Origin of the sequence: Labilibaculum manganireducens (genome assembly GCF_002843385.1) — a bacterium.
Classification (GTDB): Bacteria; Bacteroidota; Bacteroidia; order Bacteroidales; family Marinifilaceae; genus Labilibaculum; species Labilibaculum manganireducens.
Window position 1 is genome coordinate 1 of record NZ_MVDE01000038.1, and the last position, 23,422, is coordinate 23,422.

Genomic DNA, 23,422 nt, shown 5'->3' on the forward strand with positions numbered 1-23,422 from the left:
AAATGGATGCGCCGGTTCCTCCGGTTTCTGTCCAGGATGAGAAAGATGTTCCTGCATCGCCGTCTGTTGCAAGTACTGTTCCTACGGCTCCTGAGTTTGCAATATTTTCTGCAATGCTAAAACTCTGGGAGGCTGTTACAACTGGAGTGACATCATTTATATCTGTGATATTGATTGTTATCGTTTCTGCGGCTGAAGTGTTGGTTCCGTCGGAAACTGTTACGGTGTATGTGTATGAGGTTGTTGTTTCATAATCTATACCTGAGTTATCGGTTACGGTGATTGCGCCGCTTGATGCGTTGATCTCAAAAATGGAGGCGCCGGTTCCTCCGGTTTCTGTCCAGGATGAGAAAGATGTTCCTGCATCGCCGTCTGTTGCAAGTACTGTTCCTACGGCTCCTGAGTTTGCGATATTTTCTGCAATGCTAAAACTCTGTGAGGCTGTTACAACTGGAGTGTTGTCGTTTATATCTGTGATATTGATTGTTATCGTCTCTGCGGCTGAAGTGTTGGTTCCGTCGGAAACTGTTACGGTGTATGTGTATGAGGTTGTTGTTTCATAATCTATACCTGAGTTATCGGTTACGGTGATTGCGCCGCTGGAGGCATTGATCTCAAAAATGGATGCGCCGGTTCCTCCGGTTTCTGTCCAGGATGAGAAAGATGTTCCTGCATCGCCGTCTGTTGCAAGTACTGTTCCTACGGCTCCTGAGTTTGCAATATTTTCTGCAATGCTAAAACTCTGAGAGGCTGTTACAACTGGAGTATTATCATCATCTATTAAAGTACAGGTAACCTGTTGTGTACCCGGTTCAGTACCATTTGTCACAGAAGAAATATCGATAATTACAGTTTCATTATTTTCATCCAAATCATCATTCACTCCGGTTATTGTAGCAGTACCTGTAGTATTTCCGGTAGTTATAGATATGGTTGTAGAAGACAAGGAATAATCCGTCCCTGATGTAGTCCCAGATTTTAATAAATTTACACTTACAGTCTTATTAAATGTATTTGAAAGGGTAGCTTTAACAGAAGTACTTCCTCCGTTCTCTGAAATAGAAGAAGAAGGATCCAAACTTAAGATAACTATTGGCTCTGGAGTAACCGTTAATGTTGCTGTATATGTCGAAGCGCTATAGTCTGTTCCATCGTTTACATCAAATGTAAAACTCGATGATGTTCCGTTTGTATTCAAATATTTTAATTTTCCTGCATCTAAATCAGCTTTTGAAACTGTTACGTTGTTGCTTAAAGCCGATTCACCTCCATTCACAGTTCCACTTCCATCACTATCAATCCATAAAGTTCCATTACTTGGAACTGCTGTAATCCTAACATGATCAAGAGGATCACCATCACCATCAGAATAACTAAAATCTGAAGTTGAAAAAGCATAAGCTGTATTTTCATAAATTAGCGAAGCTGTGAAAGAAGAAGCTGTAGGTTTTGTATTTAAGCTGGCTGTATTTGATATATCAGCAAGGGTAATACTTCTAAATTCAAAGTTTGAACTTGAACTATTAAGATCATATGTAATACTTATTTCTGCTACATTAGCATAACCTGCCGCTGGCCATGCTGATGAAAAACCAAAATCACTTATTTTATAATCGATTCCCGTACCAATAGACTCACTTCCTGACAAAGAGTGAGTAGCAATCACACTTCCCGAATAGTCTTTAAGAGTTATATCAAATTGTGATACGGTCCATGTAAGCCCTGCTGAGCCAACTGTTAAATCTTTAACTGTCGCTGTCTTCATTGTTGTGCCTCCCTCCGCTTTGATCACAACCGTTGCAGTTTTAGTATCTTCCAAATAGATAACTGTACTCCAAGACGCAAAAGCATTACTAACCTTAAATTTATCTCCCTGTGTTTTAAAACCTGAACCACCCGAGTCAGCAGCTCCTAAAGTACCAAAATCATAAGTTCCATCTGCTGTACCAGTTGTGGTTAATACCCAGTTATATGTTTTTTGAACTTCATCCAATAAATATTTATTATTGTTCAATGGTCCTGTTTGTACCTCCAGATCCCAATTTCCTCCCAAATTTACATTCCCTGTTAAATCATTTGAAGCAGCAATATCTGCTTTTGTCAATTCACTTAAATGCTGTATAAATTTATTTCCTGAGCTTCCGCCAGCAACATTACATCCATAAATTAAAATATCACCGGTTTCAGAAAGAGTATTTCCTATAGTTAACAGTTGATCAGAATAATTATCAATATTATTGTTATTTAAGGAAACTGCTCCCAAATTAACTACCCCTTTATTTCCGTGAGAAATAATATGAATTGCATTCACACCACTCTTTCCTTTCAGAAATTCGGCCATTTGATCCAAACCATTCAAATTTGAATCAATTAGCAGTACCTCCGCCTGATCACTTATTCCCTCAACTAAGGTTTGGTAATCAACTACTGAGGTAAAGACAAAGACGACCTCTGATTTGTTTTTTTGCTCAGTAGAAGCATAAATATATTGGCCATACTCCAGAAAAGAAGTCAAAATGGCAAAAAAAACAATAAATCTTTTGTATAAATTTTTCATAACCCCTGGATTTTAATCTTTAATACTCATTTCAACAGAGCAGGTCTTAAAGCTAAACAGCCTTAAGACCTTACTTCATAAGTTCTTTACTATATGTGAATTACATCATAAAATAATGACTATTAATTTCTTGATGGAAATAAACCATTAACACATATAATATAATTACATGCCAAATATGGTTGCATGTTATTATGAGGTATACTTTGACCTGCCTCTCCAATAGCTGCGCCATTCATTTGAGTATTAGGCGTTTGATTTGAATACGCTGCATTTTGATAAGTATAACTATCTCTACCTGCTGTAATCACACCGTTTGAAGCTGCCGGATAAGCCCCTGAAGGAGAATTAAGATCTCCATTTCCCTGAGCTGCTTTCATTGTATGTGAATGTTGAGGCATTTGCTGCTCTGATAGAGTCAACTGAGAAGCACCACCTCTTTGAGACAGTTGATAATAACTTAGTCCAGGCCCTCTTCCTGTACCTATTGCAACTTTTTGCCTAAGATCCGGCAAAGCAAAATTTGTTCTTGCATCTCCTCCATAGTAAGAACTAATGATGGCAAATAAAGGTGTATACTCTTGTATGGTTAACATTTCTCCATCGCAAAACATCCATCCTCTTGGAGCAAAATTGCCTGCAAAAAACCTAATTTCTCCTATATATCCTTCCATAATTTTATTTTTTTAATTTCTTGATGGAAATAAGCCTTTAACACATATTATATAGTTCATTCCTATATAAGGCTGCATATTATTATGTGGTTTCCCGCCACCTTCAGAGGAAAGAGTTCCTTGGTTCATATCTATAGTAGTTTGCATATTTTCGGAATATGAAACTGAATTAACTGGATAAGTATCTCTTCCTACAGTTACACTTCCAATTGGTTGTGCAATCACCATATCTTGTGGAACAATTTCATTACCTTCCTGATTATAAACATAAAGATCGTGAGTATGCTCCGGAATATTTTCTGTAGCAAGAATTACGGCTTCCTGTCCTCCCATGTCTCCCACATCCAGTCCTACTCTACTGTCAGGACTTATGCCTGTTCTTCCCCTAAAGTCTGGCAATGCAAAATTAGCTCTGCCATCACCTCCATAATAAGTACCTAAAAGAGAATAAAGTGCCTGATTTTGTGCTATAGGCAGTAGCTGTCCCGTGCAATACTCCCAATTACGAGGTGCAAAACTTCCTGCAAAAAATCTGATTTCACCTAAATATCCATCATCCATATTGTTTCTTTTTAATTAATTTCTTGTTGGTATTATTGATCTAAACAAATAATATAATTAATACTGAAATAAGAGTGCATATTGCTATGTCCCAATCATTTCCTGAATCTGCTAAGGACTTAGGATTTATATCAAGTATTTCTTGAGGGGTAAAGTCCCTGTAAACAAATAACATAATTTATCCCCAAAAAAGGCTGTACATTATAATGTTGTGTACTACCACCTGCATTCCCTACAGATTTTGGGTTCATTGGTTCTAAATTAGTTGTGCTTTTTGTGAAATTTGTATTTTGTCCGGTATAAGTACTACCTTCTTGCTGGAACTGTCCATAAGACAATGCAAATACGGCATCTTCAGGTTGTTGTTCATTTCCTTCTGTTCCAACAGCTTTTAATGAATGGGTATGACTGGGCAAGCTATCAACTGTTAAGGTTGATATTTCCATACCTGATATTTGTCCAAGCCAACGTTCTGTAAGGCCTGGCCCAGTTCCTACTCCTACAGGAATACGCCCACGAAAATCAGGCAAACCAAAAGTTGATCTCCCATCTCCTCCGTAAACTGTTCCCAAAAGTGAGAAAAGAGCATCATTGTCAGCTATTGGTAACAAAGAACCATCGCAATAATGCCATCCACGAGGTGCAAAGTTCCCCGCAAATAGTCTGATTTCTCCTAAATATCCGTCATCCATAATTTAAGTTTTAAGATTAATATTCCATTCCTATATTAAATCAATTGTTTCTAAACGATCAACTGGTCTTCCGAAAGCATTTCCCGTTCTTATTCCCATATTGAATAGTTTTACTCCAGACAAAAAGCCCTCTCTTGTATGAGTAACTGTGATCCTAATGCATCTGTCATCAGAACAATAAACAATCAGTCCATAAATTGCATCCGCATGTATAATTTGTCCGGGATTTGCTATAATCTTTTGTTCCATATCAACAGGGGCAACCTCTAAAATGAACAGTTCAAGACCATTAATTGTAGTCTTTGCACCTCCATATTTAGGATTTGAAGCATTTACCAAATACTCGATATCATCTGATGTTTGATTTTCCCAGTCAATTATTAAATCCTTCTCATCTGGTTTTTTTGAGTAAACAATGCCATCAAACTCTAATACTAGTGAAGAAAACTCTTCTGCTACTTGCTTCCTTATTACCTTATTTATTAAAGTTGTATTGTGTAAACCAAGACGCTGACTGTGCAAGCCGTAAGTCTCTCCAGGTATAATTGGAATTTTCTCCTGCAATATCACTGGACCTTCATCTATATCCTCATTTATGTAGTGAATGGTTACCCCCCCATTAACTTCCTTATTTTTAAATTGCCAGAAAATAGGATCATTCCCCTTATATTGAGGTAAAAGCCCAAAATGAAAATTAACAAATCCATAATCTAATAATTCCAATACACTCTTAGGAAAAAACCAAGGAAAAGTTAAAACCCAAACACTATCAACCTGATTGTTCTTAAGAAAATTTTCAATAGTATTTACCCAACTATTTCGTGATAAACAGATTAATTCTACATTTAAATCCATCATCTCTAATGGAGGCAATAAAAAACGCTTGCTCTTTTCAGGAATACAAACGCCAACTAATACTCCCATCTTTTTAAGTTGTAGAATAGTAGGAAAAGCTAATAAATCCGAATTACAACAAACTAATATTTTCATTATCACAAGTGAGTTAAAAGAGAAGAATTAAAATAGTTAAAACACCGTTAAATAATATTTATGATAAGTATAATCTTCTTAAAACTTAATTGGAAAACAATTCCTTATCTCCAATAATTTCATGCTATCTCCTAAGAAAATGAACTTATTATTTGCGATTTCCAGTGTATCATAACGCAACATTATCATTTGATTTATTAATTTAATTAATTCCATTAACATTTGCAAAAATATTATTAAACCACTTTTACGTGCCACTAATAAAAAAAACAAAGAAAAACACGAATAAACTTAATAAAAACAAAGACTTCAGAAGTATTTATCCTAATAAACTATTTTTATATTCAGAAATACTAAATATAGAATCAAACACTTCTAAATACTGACGTTTGCAGGAAAATGCATATTCCTATAAAAAAATATGATAGTAACTTGGAAACACAAAATCTTATAGAATCAAGATTTTTGTAAAAAAAGATTTTGAATGGAGGGGGTATAAGAATTAATCAAACCAAAAATGAATTGGCTTTTTAAAATTAGCTGAGCTGTTTAAAATAAAAGATTGCATGGCGTTTTTGGGAGCGATACTGAGACACAACAAAGTATCAGAAAAAAGACTGTAAGTCACATGCGAAAATAATCCACTAACAGGTAATAATCCTATTTTAGCTTATCATTTGCCAGATGCCTGTTCATATCCCTGTGAGTTTTCTTTTCCAGATTCTTCTGAAATGCTTCGTTTAAATCGACTCCTGTCTGATTTGCCAGGCACATTAAAACCCACAGAACATCAGCCATTTCATCAGCCAAATCAACTTTCTTGTCGCTTTCTTTGAAAGATTGTTCACCATATTTTCTGGAGATAATTCGAGCCACCTCTCCTACCTCTTCGGTCAAAATAGCCATGTTGGTCAATTCATTAAAATAACGAACTCCATATTTTTTGATCCATTGATCAACTTTCTCCTGGGCTTCCTTAATTCCTATCTGATTCATCATCTATTCCTTGTTTTTAGTATCCATTACAATGGTAACCGGACCATCGTTAACCAATGAAACCTGCATTTCGGCACCAAATTTTCCCGTTTCCACCTTCTTTCCTGATTCTTTCTGCAAACGAGCAACAAAATCCTCGTACAGAGGAATTGAAATATCAGGTTTTGCGGCTGTAATATAAGATGGTCTGTTCCCTTTTCTGGTTTTAGCATGCAAAGTAAACTGACTGATTACCAAAATATTTCCATCCACTTCAAGTAAAGATTTATTCATTACTCCTTCCTCATCGTCAAAAATTCGAAGATGACAGATTTTTTTACTCAACCATTCTGAATCCTCTTCCGTATCAGCTTTCTCTATTCCCACCAACACCAGCAATCCTTTCGATATCTGACCGATTATTTCAGAATCTACACGCACAGAAGCTTGAGTAACCCGCTGAACCACAACTCGCATATCAATATATTTATTAAATGTTAAAATTAATTGTTCCTCTCAAATATAACACATCATATTCATGTAAAAAAGATATTGCTAAAGCCGTTTTTTCAGACCTCTACACTATTAAAATTGATTCTAAATTAAGATATTTCCCAATTAATAATGATATTTGTAATTCGTTACAAAAAAAAGTAAAGCATGTTGTATTTCATCAGTTCATCTACCAATCCCGTTTTTAACATTGCCTGCGAAGAGTATTTGCTAAAAAACCATGAAGATGATTTTTTCTTCCTGTATACCAATACTCCTGCATTAATTGTAGGAAAACATCAAAATACTCTGGCTGAAATCAATCTCGACAAAGCTGAACAGGAAAATATACCTGTTGTTAGGCGAATGTCAGGTGGAGGAACCGTTTTTCACGATAAAGGAAATCTAAATTACTGCTTTATCAAGAGTGGAGAAAAAAGCAAATTGGTTGATTTTCAAAAATACAGTCAGCCAATTATCGATACTCTTCAAAAGCTGCACGTAAACGCTAAATTTGAAGGAAAAAGCGATTTAACGATCGATGGAAAGAAATTTTCAGGGAATGCTTCACACATTTTTAAGAACAAGCTTATGCAGCATGGCACAATGCTATTCTCAAGCGATTTAAAGCGCCTAAACCAGTTGTTGAAAGTAAACCCTCTCAAGTTTAAAGATCGAGGCATAAGATCCATTAGAAGTAAGGTAACAAACATCTCTGAATATCTTTCCCATTCCATGAGTATCGACAACTTTGCTCAATTAATTTTAACAGATTTGACAACGAAATTTCCAGATGCCAAGGAATTTGAACTATCGGCAATTGATATTGAAAAGATAGAAGCTTTAATGGCAGAGAAATACAACAACTGGGAATGGAATTATGGCTACTCTCCCAACTACATCTTTGAAAAACTCAGTAATTTTTCGGGGGGAATTATATTAGAGGTTAGCATGACAGTAGAGAAAGGAATAATTAAAAACCTTAATTTATTAGGTAATTGCCTGGTAGAAAACCACATTTTGGACTTTAAAAGCTTAATGATCGGTCAATATCACGACAAAGACACTGTATATAAATACCTTAACAATCTAAATACAAACCTATACTTTAAACATATCACACAAAAAGAGATTTTGTCGGCATTTTTTTAACGGTTTGAATTATTATAGAATTAAAACTGCGCTGAATAAATATTCAAGTAACTTCTCAAATAAAATCTCTAATTGAAATATTTCCAGACTATTAAAGCTTTTGAATTTCCTAATTCAGATTCCAAATCAGCAAGTGCGGCATTTTTCACATTCTCTACCGACTTAAATTTTTTAATTAACTTTTCAACTGATTTTTTTCCAATGCCTTCAATTTTATCCAATTCAGAGACAATAAATGCTTTTGATCGCTTCTGCCTATGAAAGGTTATTGCAAAGCGATGCGATTCATTTCGCAAGTGCTGAATAGTTTTAAGGGTTTCTGAATTCTTATCCAAATACAATGGGTAAGGATCACCGGGAAAATAGATTTCTTCCAGTTTTTTGGCGATTCCTATTACAGAAATCTTTCCTCGCAATTCTAATTTATCCAAACTATTTAAAGCTGCACCCAATTGTCCTTTTCCCCCATCAATTAAAATCAATTGTGGTAAACTCTTTCCCTCATCCAGCAATCTTTTATAACGCCGGTAAATTATTTCTTCCATAGAAGCAAAATCATTTGCTCCAACTACTGTCTTTATATTGAAATGCCGATAATCTTTTTTATAAGGTCTTGCATTCCTAAATACAACACAAGAAGCAACAGGATTCGTTCCTTGTATGTTCGAATTGTCAAAACATTCAATATGAACCGGTGCATCTTTTAATCTTAAATCGGTGCGCATGGTTTCTACAATACGTTCGGAATGCGATTGTTTTAGAGACTTATCCCCTTTCTTTAACTTTTCGAGACGGTAATATTTAACGTTGCGTTCAGATAAATCCAATAATTTCTTTTTGTCGCCACGTTGAGGTACAACAAACCGAACATTTTGAATGGATAATTCAAGCTCAAAAGGAATCAAAATTTCTTTTGCCGTACTAAAAATCTTCTGCCGGATCTCTGTAATAGCAAGCAAAAGTAAATCCTCTTTACTTTCGTAAATTTTCTTTTTCATTTCAATGGTGTGTGCCTGAATAATGGCTCCATTTACCACTTTTAGAAAATTCACATAAGCTGAATCTTCATCATCAACAATAGAATAAACATCAATGTTATTGATGGAAGGATTTACGATTGTTGACTTACTTTGATACTTTGCCAGTAAATCTAATTTCTCTTTAATAAGGTGTGCTTCTTCGAATTTAAAATCATTGGCCAGTTCCTGAATTTTTTCTTTCAAATGAGAAGTTACCGAACCAATATTTCCTTTCAATATATTCCGAATATCCTGTATTGTTTGTTCATACTCCTCCTTACTCTCCTTCCCAACACAAGGTGCTTTGCAATTTCCAATATGATACTCCAAACAAACTTTGAATTTCTGATCTCTAATCCCCTCTTCCGATAAACTTAAATTACATGTTCGCAGTTGATACAAAGACCGAATCATATCCATTAAAATCCGAACCATTTTTACACTCGTATAGGGTCCAAAATATTCCGAACCATCTTTAATCAAATGACGGGTGACTTGCACTCTGGGAAAGTTTTCGCTTTTAATGCAAATCCAGGGAAAAGATTTATCGTCTTTCAAAAGAACATTGTACCGAGGCTGATGTTTTTTTATTAAGTTATTTTCCAATAACAGGGCATCCTCTTCCGATTCAACAACAATGTGCCGAATATCCACAATTTTGCGAACCATTATATTGGTTTTTGCCGAATCGTGAACTTTGTTAAAATAGGAAGCAACTCTTCTTTTGAGTCGCTTTGCTTTTCCTACATATATAATTGTATCGTTCTCATCAAAGAACTGATAAACTCCTGGCTCTTCCGGCAAGGCGGAAACCAAAAATTTTAAATGATCTATGTTTTTATTTTTTATCACTTATTATAATTTTCCACTAATATAGCTTACTCTTCTTTAAAAAGGTCTATTACTCTAAATTCTTTAACATCAAAAAGACCTTTATCTGATAATTTTAGTTTTGGAATTACCAGTAAAGACATAAATGCAAGAGTCATGAACGGAGACTGAAAATTTGACCCCAAATCGGAAGCAAAATCACTCAATTTTGCATATTCCCTTACCAAATCCTCTCCAGTCTTGTTCGACATTAATCCCGCAACTTCCAATTCAACCGACTCACTTTCTCCGTTGTTAACGGCAACAATACCACCTTTCATTTCAATTAGAGTATTAATTGCATGAAGCAAATCTTCATCACTTGTTCCTACTGCAATAATATTGTGGCTATCGTGAGCGATACTTTCGGCAATAGCTCCCTTTTTAAAACCGAATCCTTTGGCAAATCCCATTACAGGTTTTCCATTGTCGTATCGACTCATCACAACCATTTTCAATAAATCATTATCAACGTCAGATACAACATTTGAATCAATTAGCTTTGGTGTACACAAAATCGAATCAGTTATCAGATCACCATCCTTAACAACCATTGCCCGCAATGAACCATTTTGAGGCTTAACAGCCAAATCTGCCAATTGAATTGGTTTTCGACTAAAATTATTCAATATGATTTCATTACTTACATTAAACAAAACCTCCTTATTTTTATAAATACAAATACCTTTTCGAAATGCCTGCTCTACAACAAATGATTCCGGATGATCAATTACAATAAAATCTGCAGAATCGCCAACCTGCAACAATCCCAAGTTTAATCCATAATGATGAATTGGATTGTAACTGGCAGCACGAAGCAATGAAAATAAATTAAGTCCCTTTTTCAATCCACGTTTAATCAGAAAATTTATATGCCCATTTTCAATTAAATCATCGGGATGCAAATCATCTGTACACAACATGATTCTATCCGGGTGTGTTTCCAATAAAGAATACAGCGCCTCAAAATCTTTAGCAGCACTACCCTCCCGTATTTGAATCATCATCCCTAAAGAAATCTTTTCAAGAGCTTCCTCCAAAGTTGAACATTCATGGTCCGCAGAAATTCCAGATGCCACATATTTTTTCAAATCCCTCCCTTTTAAACCTGGAGCATGACCGTCAATTTTTTTTCCAAGATTCTTACACGCTACTATTTTTTTGAGTACCTCAAGATCGTCTTCAATCACACCAACAAAATCCATTACTTCGGCAAGACAAACAACTTCTTCTCTTTTCAGTAAGCTTTCCACAATATTACTATCCAAAACAAAACCTGAAGTTTCGTGTTTGGTTGCCGGCACACATGAAGGAACACCAAAGCGAATTTCCAAAGGAACTTTACCGGCATCATTAATCATGAAATCGACACCAATCTCACCCAACACATTTGCTATTTCGTGCGGGTCTGTAACCAAACCTAATGTACCAAACTGTACAACTAAACTTGCAAATCGACTTGGTATTAATAAGGTACTTTCAATGTGCATGTGTGCATCAACAAGTCCCGGCAAGATATATTGATCAGGAACAGAATCTCTTTTAGTAATGGAAGTGATTCTTCCCTCTTCAACATACACCTCTGCATTGATTATTTCACGTGAAACAACATCCACGACTTTACCTGATATCGAAAATCTATTACTTGTCATATCTAATCTATTATCATTTGATAATGGTAATCTCTAAATTTAATTCCTAAAATAGCTCAACATTGCCTTCAAAAACGCCCGAAATTAACTTTTCGACATGCAAAAAGGCAATTTCGGGCGTTTTAAGGAGTAAACTATTTTAAAATACTCCTTAGTTCCACGTGGAACGTTATCGTCCCATGAGTACCAAAAGAACGTTAATATCGCTAGGAGAAACACCCGATATCCGCGATGCCTGACCAATAGTTTGAGGCTGAATTTTATCCAATTTTTGTCTTGCCTCAGTCGAAATAGATTGCAAACTTGTATACTCAAATCTGCCTTTTATATTAATATTCTCCAGGCGGGTTAATTTTTCTGCGATCAATTTTTCCCTATTTATATAGCCCGAATATTTTATTAAAACCTCAGCTGCTTCAATAATTTCTTCCCGCCTGTTTGGTATTGAATCCACCACTTCTTTTAATGGGATAATATCTTCCAGCAAATCATTAATCTGAACCTGCGGACGAAGAATAATATCATACAATTTAACGCCCTGTTTTAATGGAGCCGTTCTTAATTTTTCCAGAACCGGATTTAAGAATTTTGGTTTGCAGCTAAACTCTTTACAAAAGGTAACCAATTTATCTCTAAACTCAATTTTCTCTTCCAGTAAGTCAATTCGCTTTTGTCCCACTAATCCTAATTTAAAAGCCTTAGGACTTAAGCGTAAATCTGCATCATCCTGTCTTAATAAAATTCGGTATTCGGCTCTTGATGTAAACATTCGGTAAGGTTCATCAACACCTTTTGTTACCAAATCGTCAATTAAAACACCAATATAAGCTTCGTCTCTATTCAGTGTGAAAGCCTCTTTTCCTTGCACCAATAAACTCGCATTTATTCCTGCCATCATTCCCTGAGCTCCTGCTTCTTCATATCCGGTTGTGCCATTAATCTGGCCGGCAAAAAATAAGTTCGAAACCAATTTTGTTTCCAAAGTATGATGAAGTTGAGTAGGATCAAAATAGTCATATTCAATTGCATATCCCGGACGGTACATTTTCACATTTTCCAATCCCGGAACTTTTTGAAGTGCTTTTAACTGAACATCCCAAGGAAGACTCGATGAAAATCCGTTGATATAATATTCGTGAGTGTGCTCTCCTTCAGGTTCTAAAAAAAGCAAATGCTCCTGCTTCTCAGCAAAAGTTGACAGCTTAGATTCTATACTCGGACAATATCTTGGACCTGTACTCTGAATTGTTCCATTATACATTGGAGATTCTTTAAACCCTTCTCTAAGACTATCGTGAACATCCAGATTTGTATACGTTATATAACATGGTCTCTGAGTAAGAATACGATCTACATGATCTGTCAAATAAGAAAATTGATAAAATCCTTCTTCCCCATCCTGTCTTTTCATTACTGAAAAATCAATACTTCTGCCATCTAAACGTGCAGGAGTTCCGGTTTTCATTCTCCCAACTTCAAAGCCAATATTTTTTAATTGTTCACTAATTCCTACAGATGCAGGTTCTGCTGTTCTCCCCCCTTTTTCCTGCTTACGCCCAATGTGCATTAATCCGTTAAGGAAAGTTCCATTGGTTAATATTACCGATTTTGCAGTAATGTTGATTCCCAATTTAGTAGTCACACCAACTGCTTTGCCATCTTCTATAATTACTTGAACAACGGCATCCTGCCACATGTCCAAATTATCTGTATTCTCAACAATTTTTCTCCATTCCGAAGAGAAAATCATTCTATCGCATTGTGATCTTGGACTCCACATTGCAGGTCCTTTAGAGCGATTAAGCATACGGAATTGAATGGATGACCGGTCGGTAACTATTCCTGTAAAACCGCCCAAGGCATCTAATTCACGAACAATTTGCCCTTTTGCAATTCCACCAATAGCTGGATTACATGACATTTGAGCAATTTTATTCATATCCATGGTAACCAAAAGAACCGAAGATCCAAGGTTTGCCGCAGCTGTTGCCGCCTCACATCCTGCATGACCGGCACCTACTACTATAACATCATACTTTGGCAACATATAATAAAAGATATTTATATTCGTTATTCTTATTCTTGCAAAGGTAATTATTTTATCTAAAAAACTGAAAACCAATCAACTGCAATGGACACACCCTTGCTAATTATCTAGAATTCAGATCAATAAATAAAAAAAATTTTACAAATTTAATCAATATCGGAAAGTAATGCTAATGATTCGTCCTCCTTTTGGGTCATTATTTCCTGATCTTCATCAGTTTTATCATCAATTCCCATTAAATGAAGGACTCCATGAATCATTACACGATGCAATTCCTGAAGATACTCGCATCCGTATTCTTTTGCATTATCAAGAACAGTATCAACACTTATAAATAAATCTCCTGATACAATATCAGCAACAGTATAATCAAAAGTAATTATATCCGTAAAGTAATCGTGATTTAAGTGTTCACGATTCATTTCAAGCAGGTAATTATCAGAGCAGAAATAGTAATTTATCTCTCCAATTTCGAAACTATTATTAACAACAACGCGATTGATCCATTCGCTTAAGCGCTTCTGATCAATCGCGGGAATACTAGCTTCACACGTATCGTAAGTAATCAACATTTTTTATCCAAAAATAAATTTCATTTCTACTATAGCACCATTCTCTCCAAATTCAATATCATCAGCCAAGTGATTCATTAGAAAAACTCCCCGTCCATGTGTCTTCTCCAAATTTTCAGGAAGCGTTGGGTCAGGAATATTCGAAAAATCGAATCCTTTACCTTCATCCCACACAATGAAACTAATAGATTCGTCATCAATATTGTATTTAACTTTCACCTTTTTAGTTACGTCTAGCTGGTTGCCATGCAAAATCGCATTATTGACAGCTTCAATAAGGGCAACTGAAATTTTTCCGTAAATTTCAGAACTAAGGTTATGAGATGAAGAAATCTCATCTATGAGTCTTTCAACTCTGCTTATATTCTCTAATTCGGATGGAAAGATTAGCAATTTTTCTGATTTAGTCATTATTTATTTTGATCATGTAATCCAAATACAATTTATTATAGTAGTCGATCATTTTTACATAAGAGTCATCGAAAACACCTTCAAAATCTGTTCGTATTCTTTTATACTCAAATATTTCTGTAGGGTTACTCAATTTAATAATATTTCCAGAATTACTTTCTCTTTTTTTATCAAAATCTTTCTCTCTCTGAGCGTTTTCAGCTTCCAACAAACGAGAAATTATTCTATTTTGCCTATTAATTGTATTCGAATTTATGGAAAAATTAGATATGTCTGATTGCGTTTGGTCAATCATTTTCATTATTTCACGTAATATATTCTCTGTCTCATCTCCAACGCCACCCTTCTGAAGAATTTCACTCAAATTTTGTTGAAACATTTCCTGCCTTTGTAAAAACTTTCCCAATTTTTCTTTCGAATTATTTTTACCATTTCCTGATTTCATTTCCTGAATCATCTCCTCCAACATCTTTTTTAAGGATTGCTGCTCCGATTGCATACCTGCAAATGATGGTTTTCCTCCTTTTTGATCACCAATTTGATCGCCAGGCATAGCATTCGCCATTTGTTCCATGAGTTGTTTTAATGCCTCGGAAAGAAATAGTGATAATTCATTAACTTCAGTTAAGACTTTTTGTTGTGTGACATTGGCTTGAATTTTTCTTCTGCTGTTAGCTTCTTCGAGAACCTGATCGAGATAGTTACCTATATCAAAAATTCTATTTCCAATTAAAGCTGCAACCTGAGGTGAGTGAGATGAAAGAGAAAGCAATGAATCCTGAATTAATAAATACTCCTCTTTTAATCCCCCCTGTTCTTCTATCATTTTTACAAATAAAGGATTTCGATAATCCACAGTTTTGTAATCGGTCAATACGGCCTCCTGCTGAAATGAAAATTCCATCAGGTTATTCATCAGGCGAATTAAATTATCAATATCAACGGTAAGCTGAGCACTTACACTTTTTGAAAGATTACTATTCAACTTCTGAGCAAGTGATTTTTGTTTTTTAGAAGTTGCTTTCATATTTTTTGAAGCCTTAGAGTTTTTACCTTCTTCTAAAAAGTTTTTTGATTCTTTCATCATATCAGAAATAGACTCAAGATCTTCGGAAGGATTTTGAAATTGATACGGGTCACTAATGCCGGAATTTTTTTCGAGAAGATTTTGCAGATCTTTTTTCAAATCATCCCATTTTTGACTTTCCTCAACCTGCTGAGAATTCATTTTTTCCTCCTGCTTGTGCCCCAGGTCACTAATTTCCTCCTGACTATCTGCAATTTTATCAATTCTATCGACAATTTGATTCATACGAGCCTCAATATCATATCGTTCCAACAAACTCAGGTTGCGATCCATTTGTTTCTGAAAATCATCAAACGACATGTTTATTTGGTTTCCTAGCTTATTTAAATCTTCCGATTTAAAATCTTCAGCCAATTTGTTAAATTCTTCAAACAATTTTTGCAACTCATCATCCATTACATTTTCAAGAAGCTTTTCAATTTGTTTTTGCTTTTCGATTAGTAAAGAATCTTTTTGTCCCAAAGAATTTGACAACTGATTTTTTTTTGCATTCTCTTGCTTGATATTATTTAGCAACTCATCCAATTGTTTCTTTTTAGAATCGATTTGCTGAAACATTTGCTGTTGCTGCCATTTGTCTCCGGTGCCATCCAACATATTTTTCTGCAGACGCTTTATATCTTCCTGTATGGATTGACTCAGATCTATTCCTTTTTCGATTCGATTCGAAATACTATCCTGAATACTTGTATTTAAATCGTACAACTGTTTCGAATCCGGAACTAATAAAGAAAATTGCCGGGAACGAGACATTTTCGGTTTATTTATTCCATCATTATCGAAAACTTCAAAATAATATTGTACATGACTTCCTTCGCTTACATCAACATTTGCAAAATCGAAGGCATAATAAAACTCCTGAGAACTAAGATTTCGATTCAAGCTTAGAGGAATGTAAACAGGTAACTGATCATTGATAAAATAACAAAACCGTAATTTCGAAAATCCATAATCATCCTTCAATATACCTTTAAAATAGTAGGCCGTAGGCAATAAAGTATCTTGTACAACTGACACTTGAATTTGCGGATAAAGATCAGGTATTATATCAATGGTATAATTGGCAAAAAGCTGTTTTTCAAATTGCTCATTACTAACATAAATTTGGTAGTTATTTTTCTGAAAGATGTTTTTTGAAAATAAGAAGGTATTGTCTTTATCTTGTGAATCGGCCCGGTTTAGAGAATCATTGAAAACAACTTGAACAGAATTGGTGTCTTCCCCCTCAATCGTCCATTCCAATAAAGATCCTTCGGGCACACTAATATCTCCCAAATTTTGCTCTTTTCTTTCTGGTAATTTTGTGTAAGATGGTGGCTTTACCGTAAGTTCAAAAGATTTAATTCCCGGTTTTAATAAAATCTCCAGCTGATAGGTTAATGATGTTATTTTACCGGCCTTTAAAAAGAAGCTTACTTCTCTATTTACATTCCTGAAAAGATAACTGAAACGATTACTTCCTTTCTTTTTTAACAGGAACTGATTCCCTTCAGAAACCAGATAGACATCAGCCGGCACATATTTACCTTCTGTTTGCACTTCCAGATAGAAATCCGAGCCTCGAACTGCTTTCATGGCATCTTGATTTACTACAAATTTAAAGTCGGCTGGGGCGATGTATTCCTTCCTAAAATGGACCAAACGATTCGCACTACTGGAGTACATATCCGGCAAAGCAATGTAAGTTCCAATAATTGCAATAAATACGATAATAAGGTATTTTAAATAGCTAAGATTCGATTTGAATGATATCGCTTTTCTAAAAGGAATCAATTGAATGGATTCCATTCTTTGATTGATGCTGGCCATTAAAAGAGAGTCGCCGGATGAATTACTTTTAGCTGACAGTTCGGTTAATTCCAATGTATTAATCAACCGGTCCTGCAAATCCGGAAAATATTGTGTAATAATACTAATTGCTTGCCTGTAGCTTATTCTTTTTCCAATCTGCAACAAACCAATTATGGGCAAAATAATTAGTTTCACGATCATTAACGAAAAAAACAGTACAGAAAAAATAGCGAGAAATGTTCGAACCGAAACAGAAAAATACAGCAAGTATTCTGTATACGAGACAATCAAGAAATAAGACAAAATCAGAACAATACTCAAAAGCAAACCTCTTAGAAGCTGATTTTGGTAGTATTTTCGAATAAACCGATCTAATTTTTCGATAAAAATTTCCTGCTTAGAACCCATATCAACTACTACGTAAAAGAGTTAATTCCGATACAACCACAAAGAAGGATCCAATTTCGTACTCCCTTTCCATAATTGGAATTTAAGAACAGTTTGGCTTTGTGCCTGATCGGTATACACCACACCAATTTTCTCTTTTGAAGTAACTGTGTCACCTTTTTTCACAGTAACTGAAGAAAGGTTTGAATAAACTGAGAAAAACTCACCATGACGAATAATGATTACATTATTAAGACCAGGCATTGAAAGAATGTGTGTGACTTCCCCTTTAAAAATTGAGCGACATTCGGCATTGCTGTCAGTCGTTATATTTACACCATCGTTTCGAACATTAACATGCTTAAGTACTGCATGTTTGTGCTCTCCGAATTTTTCAGATATAAAACCAGTTTGTGTTGGCCAGGGAAGCTTTCCCTTATTTTGATCAAATGATTCTGAAAGAACTTTTTCCTCTGGAGTTAAACCATATTTGCCTCCTCCGCTGTTTTTCCTGGCGGCCAGTTTAGCCTGATTTTCGATGATTTTCTGAATTTCTTTTTCCAGCTTTTTAGTATACTGCTGTTGTTTCCTTAAATCATCCCTAAGTTGTTTCTCACGCTTTTTCAATTTTGAAATAATCTCAGATTGTTGAGATTTCTCTTGAGCTAAACTTTGACTTTCCTTTGTTTTATCGGATAGCAAAACAACTTTTTCACTCTTTGCCGTTTTTAAACGAAGCATGTTTGCATTCAGAGAATCTTTCCTGGAACCAATCTGCTTGCCTTGTTCTTTGCTGTATTCCGAAAATTGCTGAAGATACTTATATCGTTTATAAGCTTGGTTAAAATCTTTCGATGACAATAAAAACATCAGTTTTTCGTGTGAATTTCTTTGCTTGTATGCGTATTGAATCACCTTTGCGTACTGTTGCTTCAGCTTATTCAATTCATCTTCCAAATCCTTAACATCAGCATTAATTTTACTTATCTGAGAATTGATGTAAGAAATTTCATTTTCAATGGACTGAATCAAAGCTTGTCTGGACTTTATTCTTTGGTTTAGAAGGTTTAATTGCCCCAACGTTACATTCTTATTCTTCAAAGTGTTGGAAAGAAGACTATTGGTATACGCTATATCTTTAGAATTTTGCTCTTTTCGTTTTTTAAGAGTAGAAATATCATGCTGAGAAAAAGCATCTACTGATGATAAAAACAGAAGAGCAATTACTAAATAAAATATTTTATTACACGTTAATTTGTTAATTCCCATAGTGGTTTTATGGATAAATTTGATCGTATTTGTCCGGTATTGTAAACGAAAAGCGCAGATCTTCACTAAATGTCACCTTATTAAATTTAATATTACAAGATAATAAATGTTTTGGATCCTTTACTTCAAAAGCCAATCGTTGAGGAAACTTCCTGTTTTCAAAAACAGTGAAATCCCGATACTTAATCGTAATATCCCTTGCAGCATCAAATTCTTTTACCAATATATCTGTAATTCTCATTAAAGAAGGATCGATATCTACTCTTTGATAATTAAACCTATTTAATTTTTCCAGCTTATCCTTTTTTAATTTTCGATCAATCTTTCTCGCTTTATCAGATATAAAAACATACTTGTTGTCAATTATTTTTCCATCAAAGGATCGAATAAAAGCTTTTTCCTTCTCTTCATTGTCGACTCTAAAAATTGAATTGGTAAGTATACTTTGGAAAGAATAAAAATCCAAATCCATATTTAGTTTGTCCGAAAAGAACCCAAAGTCATCAATGAAATAGGTTTTCTTAAGTCTATCGATCATCTTTACAGAATCAGGTGTAATGAGTAGCCGCGCTACCGGTATCCCAACCGAAGCAGTAATATCGATCCAAATAATACTATCCTTTTCTATTTTAATAGAACCTTTAAAACTTTTGCTTATGCCATCAACTGAAAAGCTTGCCGAAAAACGTTTTACATATATACTTTTATAATTTAAACTACTATCTATTAGTCCATTATACAGCCTATTGTCGGAGATTGGTTTTGCCTTCTCAACACCTAACTCATAAAATGATTTACAGGAAAACTGAAAAAGGGCAATGATAACGATCAGAGCCCTTACAACAGTTTTTGAATATTTTCTATTGCTCATTTTGTTCCTTCTCTTCAGGAATACTACCTGTCTTTATTTTTTCGGCCAGATACACTGAACCTTCACCAATTTCAATTGCTTTTTTCCACTCTTCAAGAGCCTTTTCATTCTCTCCTAAACGAAAAAGAATATCACCATAATGCTCCACAATTACAGCAGATTCTCCCCCTCCAAATTTCAAAGCTTTTTCCAAAACACTTTTAGCATCCTTAAATTCTCCCATTCGATATAAAACCCATCCATGAGTATCCAGATAAGTAGAGTTTTCGGCCTCAATTTTGATGCAAAGAGAACTCATTTTTTTAGCTTTTTCAAGTTCCTGCCCTTTAACTGATAAATAATAGCTGTAATTATTTAACACGATTACATTTTGCGGCTCAAACAACAATACCTCATCATACGCTTTAAATGCTTTTTGCGCATCGCCCATTTGATAGTATGCATCGCCTAAATAAGTCTTAAACTGAACCCGTAACTTTACATTTTCACCAATATAAGAAAATCCCTCCTCCAATGTTTCAACAGCTGTTTTGTACTCTTGTTTTTGAGCTGCTGCAACACCTTTAAAGATGTATAAAAGAGGTTGGGTCGGAAAATATTTTAATGCATCAGAGCTTTCATTAAACATACTTTCAAAATCCAACATTTCATTATCTATTAAAAGCAATTCTTCCCAAACTACATAATTTGTTTTTTCCTCTTCAAGCACTTTCCTTAGGTGATATCGTGCGCCTTCATTATCTTTTCTTTTCCTAAGAAAATCAGCATAAAGTGCATGTACTCTTACTTGTCCCGGATGAACTTCAACCAATATGTCCAATAATTCTTTCAAATACTCATCAGACATGCCTTCTTTATTTCCATTCATCAGAATGGAAATTAAAAATTGAATTTTCTGATCCGCTTCAATTTCTGGATTTCTGAAAGCCTTTGTAAGCGAAGCGTTACTTTTTTCAATTTCGCCTTTTCTTCGATAAAAATCCGCTAAATAAAAATGAACCAAACCATTTTCCGGATCAATTTTCAATATCTTTTCGTACTGTTCAAAAGCTTTATCTTCTTCTTTGTCCTCTGTATACAGATCGGCTAACATTCCATAGAAATCAGCCCGGTAAGGATTCTTTTTTATCAGCTTCTGAATTTCGGAATAGGCCATTTTTCTGTTGCCTGCAGCAAGATACAAGCGCTCTTTTTCCAACGAGATCCCTTCCTGGATTCCCTCCTTTTTCTCTAAACGATTATAGACTTCTATGGCTTCATCAAATTTTTCTACTGAAGCAAATATCGCGGCTTGTAGATAATAAAAGTCGTTTCGTTCCGGATGTAATTTTACCAAGTCATCATACACAGCACAAGCTTGATCCATCATCCCCTTTTTTTGGTAAATATTTGCAAGCTGAATTTGATACCAAATATTTAATGGCTGCAATGAAACAGCTGCTCTGGAAAGCTCCAGTGCACTACCCAAATCTTCCTGACTCATATAAATATTCGCCAATTCGTAACGAACAACAGCACTCGACGGGTCAATTTTAAGGCAAGTTGCATACAAAGAAAGCCCTTTATCCAACTCCTGCAGCAAAACAGCCTTCGTTGCCTCCGCAAAAGCAAAATCGAACTCTAATTTTTGCGCCTCTGTTAACTTTACTTCTTTCTGTACTATCTCTTTTTTAAGCATTGGCACAATTTCCCCTGCAAAAACAGAGCCTGACACCAAACAACCGATAAGAACTGCCATCCAAAATTTACATCCCACCTTCATCTATCTTTATTTTGAGAAGGTCGCAAAATCTCCAACATTCCATTCCGAAACCTCACCCTGAACATCAACATAATTACCTATCATGGAATTTTCAAGGTTTAAGTTTTCAAGATTTGAGTTGCGCTGAATGATTGAGTTGCGAACCAAAGTATTACTTACTGTTGTATTTGCACCCACCGAAACATGAGGTCCAATTACCGAATTCTTAATTTTTACATTTTCTCCAATGTAACATGGAGGAATAATAATGGAATTTTCAGCTGAAGACGAAGGACAAACCAAATCATCATTCTTGTGGTATTCCAGTATTCTTTGATTTGTATGAACGGTTGCATCTTTATTTCCACAATCCATCCATTCTATAACTTGCCCTGGTTTAAAAGAAAGTCCTTTGTTCTTCATGTTTTCCAAGGCATCTGTAAGCTGATATTCCCCATTTACCAGCACCTTATTTTTCAGCAGGTATTCCAATTCATCCCGCAGATTATCACCATCTTTAAAATAGTAAATCCCAATGATTGCTAAATCAGATACGAAATTTTTTGGCTTCTCTATAAAATCCGTAATGTTATTCTCATCATCAATTTTAACAACCCCAAAAGCAGAAGGATCCTCAACTTTTTGTACCCATATCACACTGTCTGCCTCAGCATCCAAAACAAAATCTGCTTTAAACAAAGTATCTGCGAAAGCAACTACAACCTTGTCGGATAAAGAAGGTGCTGCGCAATAAATGGCATGAGCAGTACCCAATGCTTCTTCCTGATAGTAAATGCTAGCTTTAGCACCAATATTTTTAGCAATGCCGCATAATCTTTCTTCAACTTCCTTGCCAAAATCGCCAATGATGAATGCTATTTCATCAATTGCTTCGTCAGAAACTTTTGCAATTTCCTCGACAAGACGCTGAACAATAGGCTTGCCTGCAATTGGAATTAAAGGTTTTGGAACCGTTAAAGTATGAGGACGCATGCGTTTCCCCATTCCTGCCATTGGAACAATTATTTTCATCTGTTAAAATATCTAGTAGTAGTGAATTGTAAAATAACTAAAAAACGGATCAAATGTACCCTTTTACAATTTGTTTTGATCCAAATTAATAATTTTTAACGCATTAGGATTTTCCTGTATGTCCGAATCCTCCGGCACCTCTTTCTGATGTTTCTAAATCCTCAACCGGTTCCCACCTTACTGTTTCATGAGCCGCAACAACCATCTGACAAATTCTATCTCCATCTTTAATCTCCACCACACGATTCGAAAGATTTGCAAGAATTACTCCTATTTCACCACGGTAATCAGCATCAATAGTTCCTGGTGTATTTAACACAGTAATCCCTTCTTTTAGAGCCATACCTGAACGAGGCCGAATTTGAGCTTCGTATCCGGCAGGTAATTCAATAAACAATCCTGTTTTTATTAATTTACGTTCCAGTGATTCTAATAATACCGGTTCGTCCAGATTTGCTCTAAGATCCATACCTGCAGATAATTCTGTACTGTATTTAGGTAAGTCGTGCTTCGATTTGTTAACTATTTTTACTTTCATCTGTTTATATTTTTTATTTTATAGTCAGATGGAACTTACCAT

The 23,422-nt window shown here is 35.1% G+C and carries 19 protein-coding genes; 1 reads left to right on the forward strand and 18 read right to left on the reverse strand.

Annotation, left to right across the window (positions count from 1 at the left end):
• The 7 genes from BZG01_RS17985 to dtd all read right to left on the reverse strand — a co-directional run.
• Positions 1–2,557, reverse strand: a 2,557-nt coding sequence (locus BZG01_RS17985) for a DUF4347 domain-containing protein (protein WP_143470944.1), incomplete at its 3' end; no start/stop codon positions are given.
• 122 nt (positions 2,558–2,679) lie between these two features.
• Complete coding sequence (locus BZG01_RS17990) at positions 2,680–3,231, reverse strand: phage tail protein (RefSeq protein ID WP_218973159.1); 552 nt, start codon at positions 3,229–3,231, stop codon at positions 2,680–2,682.
• A gap of 12 nt (positions 3,232–3,243) precedes the next feature.
• Positions 3,244–3,792 (reverse strand): phage tail protein, encoded by a 549-nt coding sequence (locus BZG01_RS17995; protein WP_101311235.1) that lies wholly within the window; start codon positions 3,790–3,792, stop codon positions 3,244–3,246.
• A gap of 131 nt (positions 3,793–3,923) precedes the next feature.
• On the reverse strand, positions 3,924–4,484 hold the full coding sequence (locus BZG01_RS18000) for a phage tail protein (protein ID WP_101311236.1): 561 nt from the start codon (positions 4,482–4,484) through the stop codon (positions 3,924–3,926).
• Positions 4,485–4,514: 30 nt separating this feature from the next.
• Positions 4,515–5,474, reverse strand: coding sequence for a methionyl-tRNA formyltransferase (locus BZG01_RS18005; RefSeq protein WP_101311237.1), 960 nt, complete (start codon positions 5,472–5,474; stop codon positions 4,515–4,517).
• Between the two features lie 660 nt (positions 5,475–6,134).
• Entirely contained in the window at positions 6,135–6,473 is a 339-nt protein-coding gene (locus BZG01_RS18010) for a nucleotide pyrophosphohydrolase (RefSeq protein WP_245870421.1), read from the reverse strand.
• Positions 6,474–6,926, reverse strand: coding sequence for a D-aminoacyl-tRNA deacylase (gene dtd, locus BZG01_RS18015; RefSeq protein ID WP_101311238.1), 453 nt, complete (start codon positions 6,924–6,926; stop codon positions 6,474–6,476).
• Positions 6,927–7,109: 183 nt separating this feature from the next.
• Between dtd and lplA the strand changes: the two genes are divergently transcribed.
• Complete coding sequence (lplA, locus tag BZG01_RS18020) at positions 7,110–8,093, forward strand: lipoate--protein ligase (RefSeq protein WP_101311239.1); 984 nt, start codon at positions 7,110–7,112, stop codon at positions 8,091–8,093.
• Between the two features lie 68 nt (positions 8,094–8,161).
• Here lplA and uvrC read toward each other — a convergent pair whose 3' ends face one another.
• The 11 genes from uvrC to dut form a co-directional block, all read right to left on the reverse strand.
• Complete coding sequence (gene uvrC / locus BZG01_RS18025) at positions 8,162–9,964, reverse strand: excinuclease ABC subunit UvrC (protein ID WP_218973160.1); 1,803 nt, start codon at positions 9,962–9,964, stop codon at positions 8,162–8,164.
• A gap of 26 nt (positions 9,965–9,990) precedes the next feature.
• A complete protein-coding gene (gene ade / locus BZG01_RS18030) occupies positions 9,991–11,634 on the reverse strand; it encodes an adenine deaminase (RefSeq protein ID WP_101311240.1) in 1,644 nt (547 codons plus the stop codon).
• A gap of 169 nt (positions 11,635–11,803) precedes the next feature.
• Positions 11,804–13,681 carry a tRNA uridine-5-carboxymethylaminomethyl(34) synthesis enzyme MnmG gene (gene mnmG / locus BZG01_RS18035; RefSeq protein ID WP_101311241.1) on the reverse strand — a complete coding sequence of 626 codons (1,878 nt, stop codon included), beginning with the start codon at positions 13,679–13,681 and terminating at the stop codon, positions 11,804–11,806.
• 146 nt (positions 13,682–13,827) lie between these two features.
• Entirely contained in the window at positions 13,828–14,253 is a 426-nt protein-coding gene (gene ybeY, locus BZG01_RS18040) for an rRNA maturation RNase YbeY (protein ID WP_101311242.1), read from the reverse strand.
• Positions 14,254–14,256: 3 nt separating this feature from the next.
• Entirely contained in the window at positions 14,257–14,664 is a 408-nt protein-coding gene (locus BZG01_RS18045) for an ATP-binding protein (protein WP_101311243.1), read from the reverse strand.
• Positions 14,657–17,950 (reverse strand): DUF4175 family protein, encoded by a 3,294-nt coding sequence (locus tag BZG01_RS18050; RefSeq protein ID WP_101311244.1) that lies wholly within the window; start codon positions 17,948–17,950, stop codon positions 14,657–14,659. Before BZG01_RS18050 ends, BZG01_RS18045 begins: the two co-directional genes overlap by 8 nt.
• 21 nt (positions 17,951–17,971) lie before the next feature.
• Complete coding sequence (locus BZG01_RS18055) at positions 17,972–19,198, reverse strand: murein hydrolase activator EnvC family protein (RefSeq protein WP_101311245.1); 1,227 nt, start codon at positions 19,196–19,198, stop codon at positions 17,972–17,974.
• A 7-nt stretch (positions 19,199–19,205) separates the two neighbouring features.
• On the reverse strand, positions 19,206–20,069 hold the full coding sequence (gene lolB1, locus BZG01_RS18060; RefSeq protein ID WP_101311246.1) for a lipoprotein insertase outer membrane protein LolB1: 864 nt from the start codon (positions 20,067–20,069) through the stop codon (positions 19,206–19,208).
• Positions 20,059–21,831 (reverse strand): tetratricopeptide repeat protein, encoded by a 1,773-nt coding sequence (locus BZG01_RS18065; protein ID WP_101311247.1) that lies wholly within the window; start codon positions 21,829–21,831, stop codon positions 20,059–20,061. Before BZG01_RS18065 ends, lolB1 begins: the two co-directional genes overlap by 11 nt.
• Positions 21,832–21,837: 6 nt before the next feature.
• On the reverse strand, positions 21,838–22,842 hold the full coding sequence (locus BZG01_RS18070; RefSeq protein ID WP_101311248.1) for a sugar phosphate nucleotidyltransferase: 1,005 nt from the start codon (positions 22,840–22,842) through the stop codon (positions 21,838–21,840).
• A 103-nt stretch (positions 22,843–22,945) separates the two neighbouring features.
• A complete protein-coding gene (gene dut / locus BZG01_RS18075; RefSeq protein ID WP_101311249.1) occupies positions 22,946–23,380 on the reverse strand; it encodes a dUTP diphosphatase in 435 nt (144 codons plus the stop codon).
• Positions 23,381–23,422 lie beyond the last annotated feature (42 nt).

What these genes read in the sequence shown, in the direction of transcription:
- BZG01_RS17990 (WP_218973159.1), bottom strand. Translation starts at nt 3,231, where the DNA reads ATGGAAGGATATATAGGAGAAATTAGGTTTTTTGCAGGCAATTTTGCT.
- BZG01_RS17995 (WP_101311235.1), bottom strand. Translation starts at nt 3,792, where the DNA reads ATGGATGATGGATATTTAGGTGAAATCAGATTTTTTGCAGGAAGTTTT.
- BZG01_RS18000 (WP_101311236.1), bottom strand. Translation starts at nt 4,484, where the DNA reads ATGGATGACGGATATTTAGGAGAAATCAGACTATTTGCGGGGAACTTT.
- BZG01_RS18005 (WP_101311237.1), bottom strand. Translation starts at nt 5,474, where the DNA reads ATGAAAATATTAGTTTGTTGTAATTCGGATTTATTAGCTTTTCCTACT.
- BZG01_RS18010 (WP_245870421.1), bottom strand. Translation starts at nt 6,473, where the DNA reads ATGATGAATCAGATAGGAATTAAGGAAGCCCAGGAGAAAGTTGATCAA.
- dtd (WP_101311238.1), bottom strand. Translation starts at nt 6,926, where the DNA reads ATGCGAGTTGTGGTTCAGCGGGTTACTCAAGCTTCTGTGCGTGTAGAT.
- lplA (WP_101311239.1), top strand. Translation starts at nt 7,110, where the DNA reads ATGTTGTATTTCATCAGTTCATCTACCAATCCCGTTTTTAACATTGCC.
- ade (WP_101311240.1), bottom strand. Translation starts at nt 11,634, where the DNA reads ATGACAAGTAATAGATTTTCGATATCAGGTAAAGTCGTGGATGTTGTT.
- mnmG (WP_101311241.1), bottom strand. Translation starts at nt 13,681, where the DNA reads ATGTTGCCAAAGTATGATGTTATAGTAGTAGGTGCCGGTCATGCAGGA.
- ybeY (WP_101311242.1), bottom strand. Translation starts at nt 14,253, where the DNA reads ATGTTGATTACTTACGATACGTGTGAAGCTAGTATTCCCGCGATTGAT.
- BZG01_RS18045 (WP_101311243.1), bottom strand. Translation starts at nt 14,664, where the DNA reads ATGACTAAATCAGAAAAATTGCTAATCTTTCCATCCGAATTAGAGAAT.
- BZG01_RS18050 (WP_101311244.1), bottom strand. Translation starts at nt 17,950, where the DNA reads ATGGGTTCTAAGCAGGAAATTTTTATCGAAAAATTAGATCGGTTTATT.
- BZG01_RS18055 (WP_101311245.1), bottom strand. Translation starts at nt 19,198, where the DNA reads ATGGGAATTAACAAATTAACGTGTAATAAAATATTTTATTTAGTAATT.
- lolB1 (WP_101311246.1), bottom strand. Translation starts at nt 20,069, where the DNA reads ATGAGCAATAGAAAATATTCAAAAACTGTTGTAAGGGCTCTGATCGTT.
- BZG01_RS18065 (WP_101311247.1), bottom strand. Translation starts at nt 21,831, where the DNA reads ATGAAGGTGGGATGTAAATTTTGGATGGCAGTTCTTATCGGTTGTTTG.
- BZG01_RS18070 (WP_101311248.1), bottom strand. Translation starts at nt 22,842, where the DNA reads ATGAAAATAATTGTTCCAATGGCAGGAATGGGGAAACGCATGCGTCCT.
- dut (WP_101311249.1), bottom strand. Translation starts at nt 23,380, where the DNA reads ATGAAAGTAAAAATAGTTAACAAATCGAAGCACGACTTACCTAAATAC.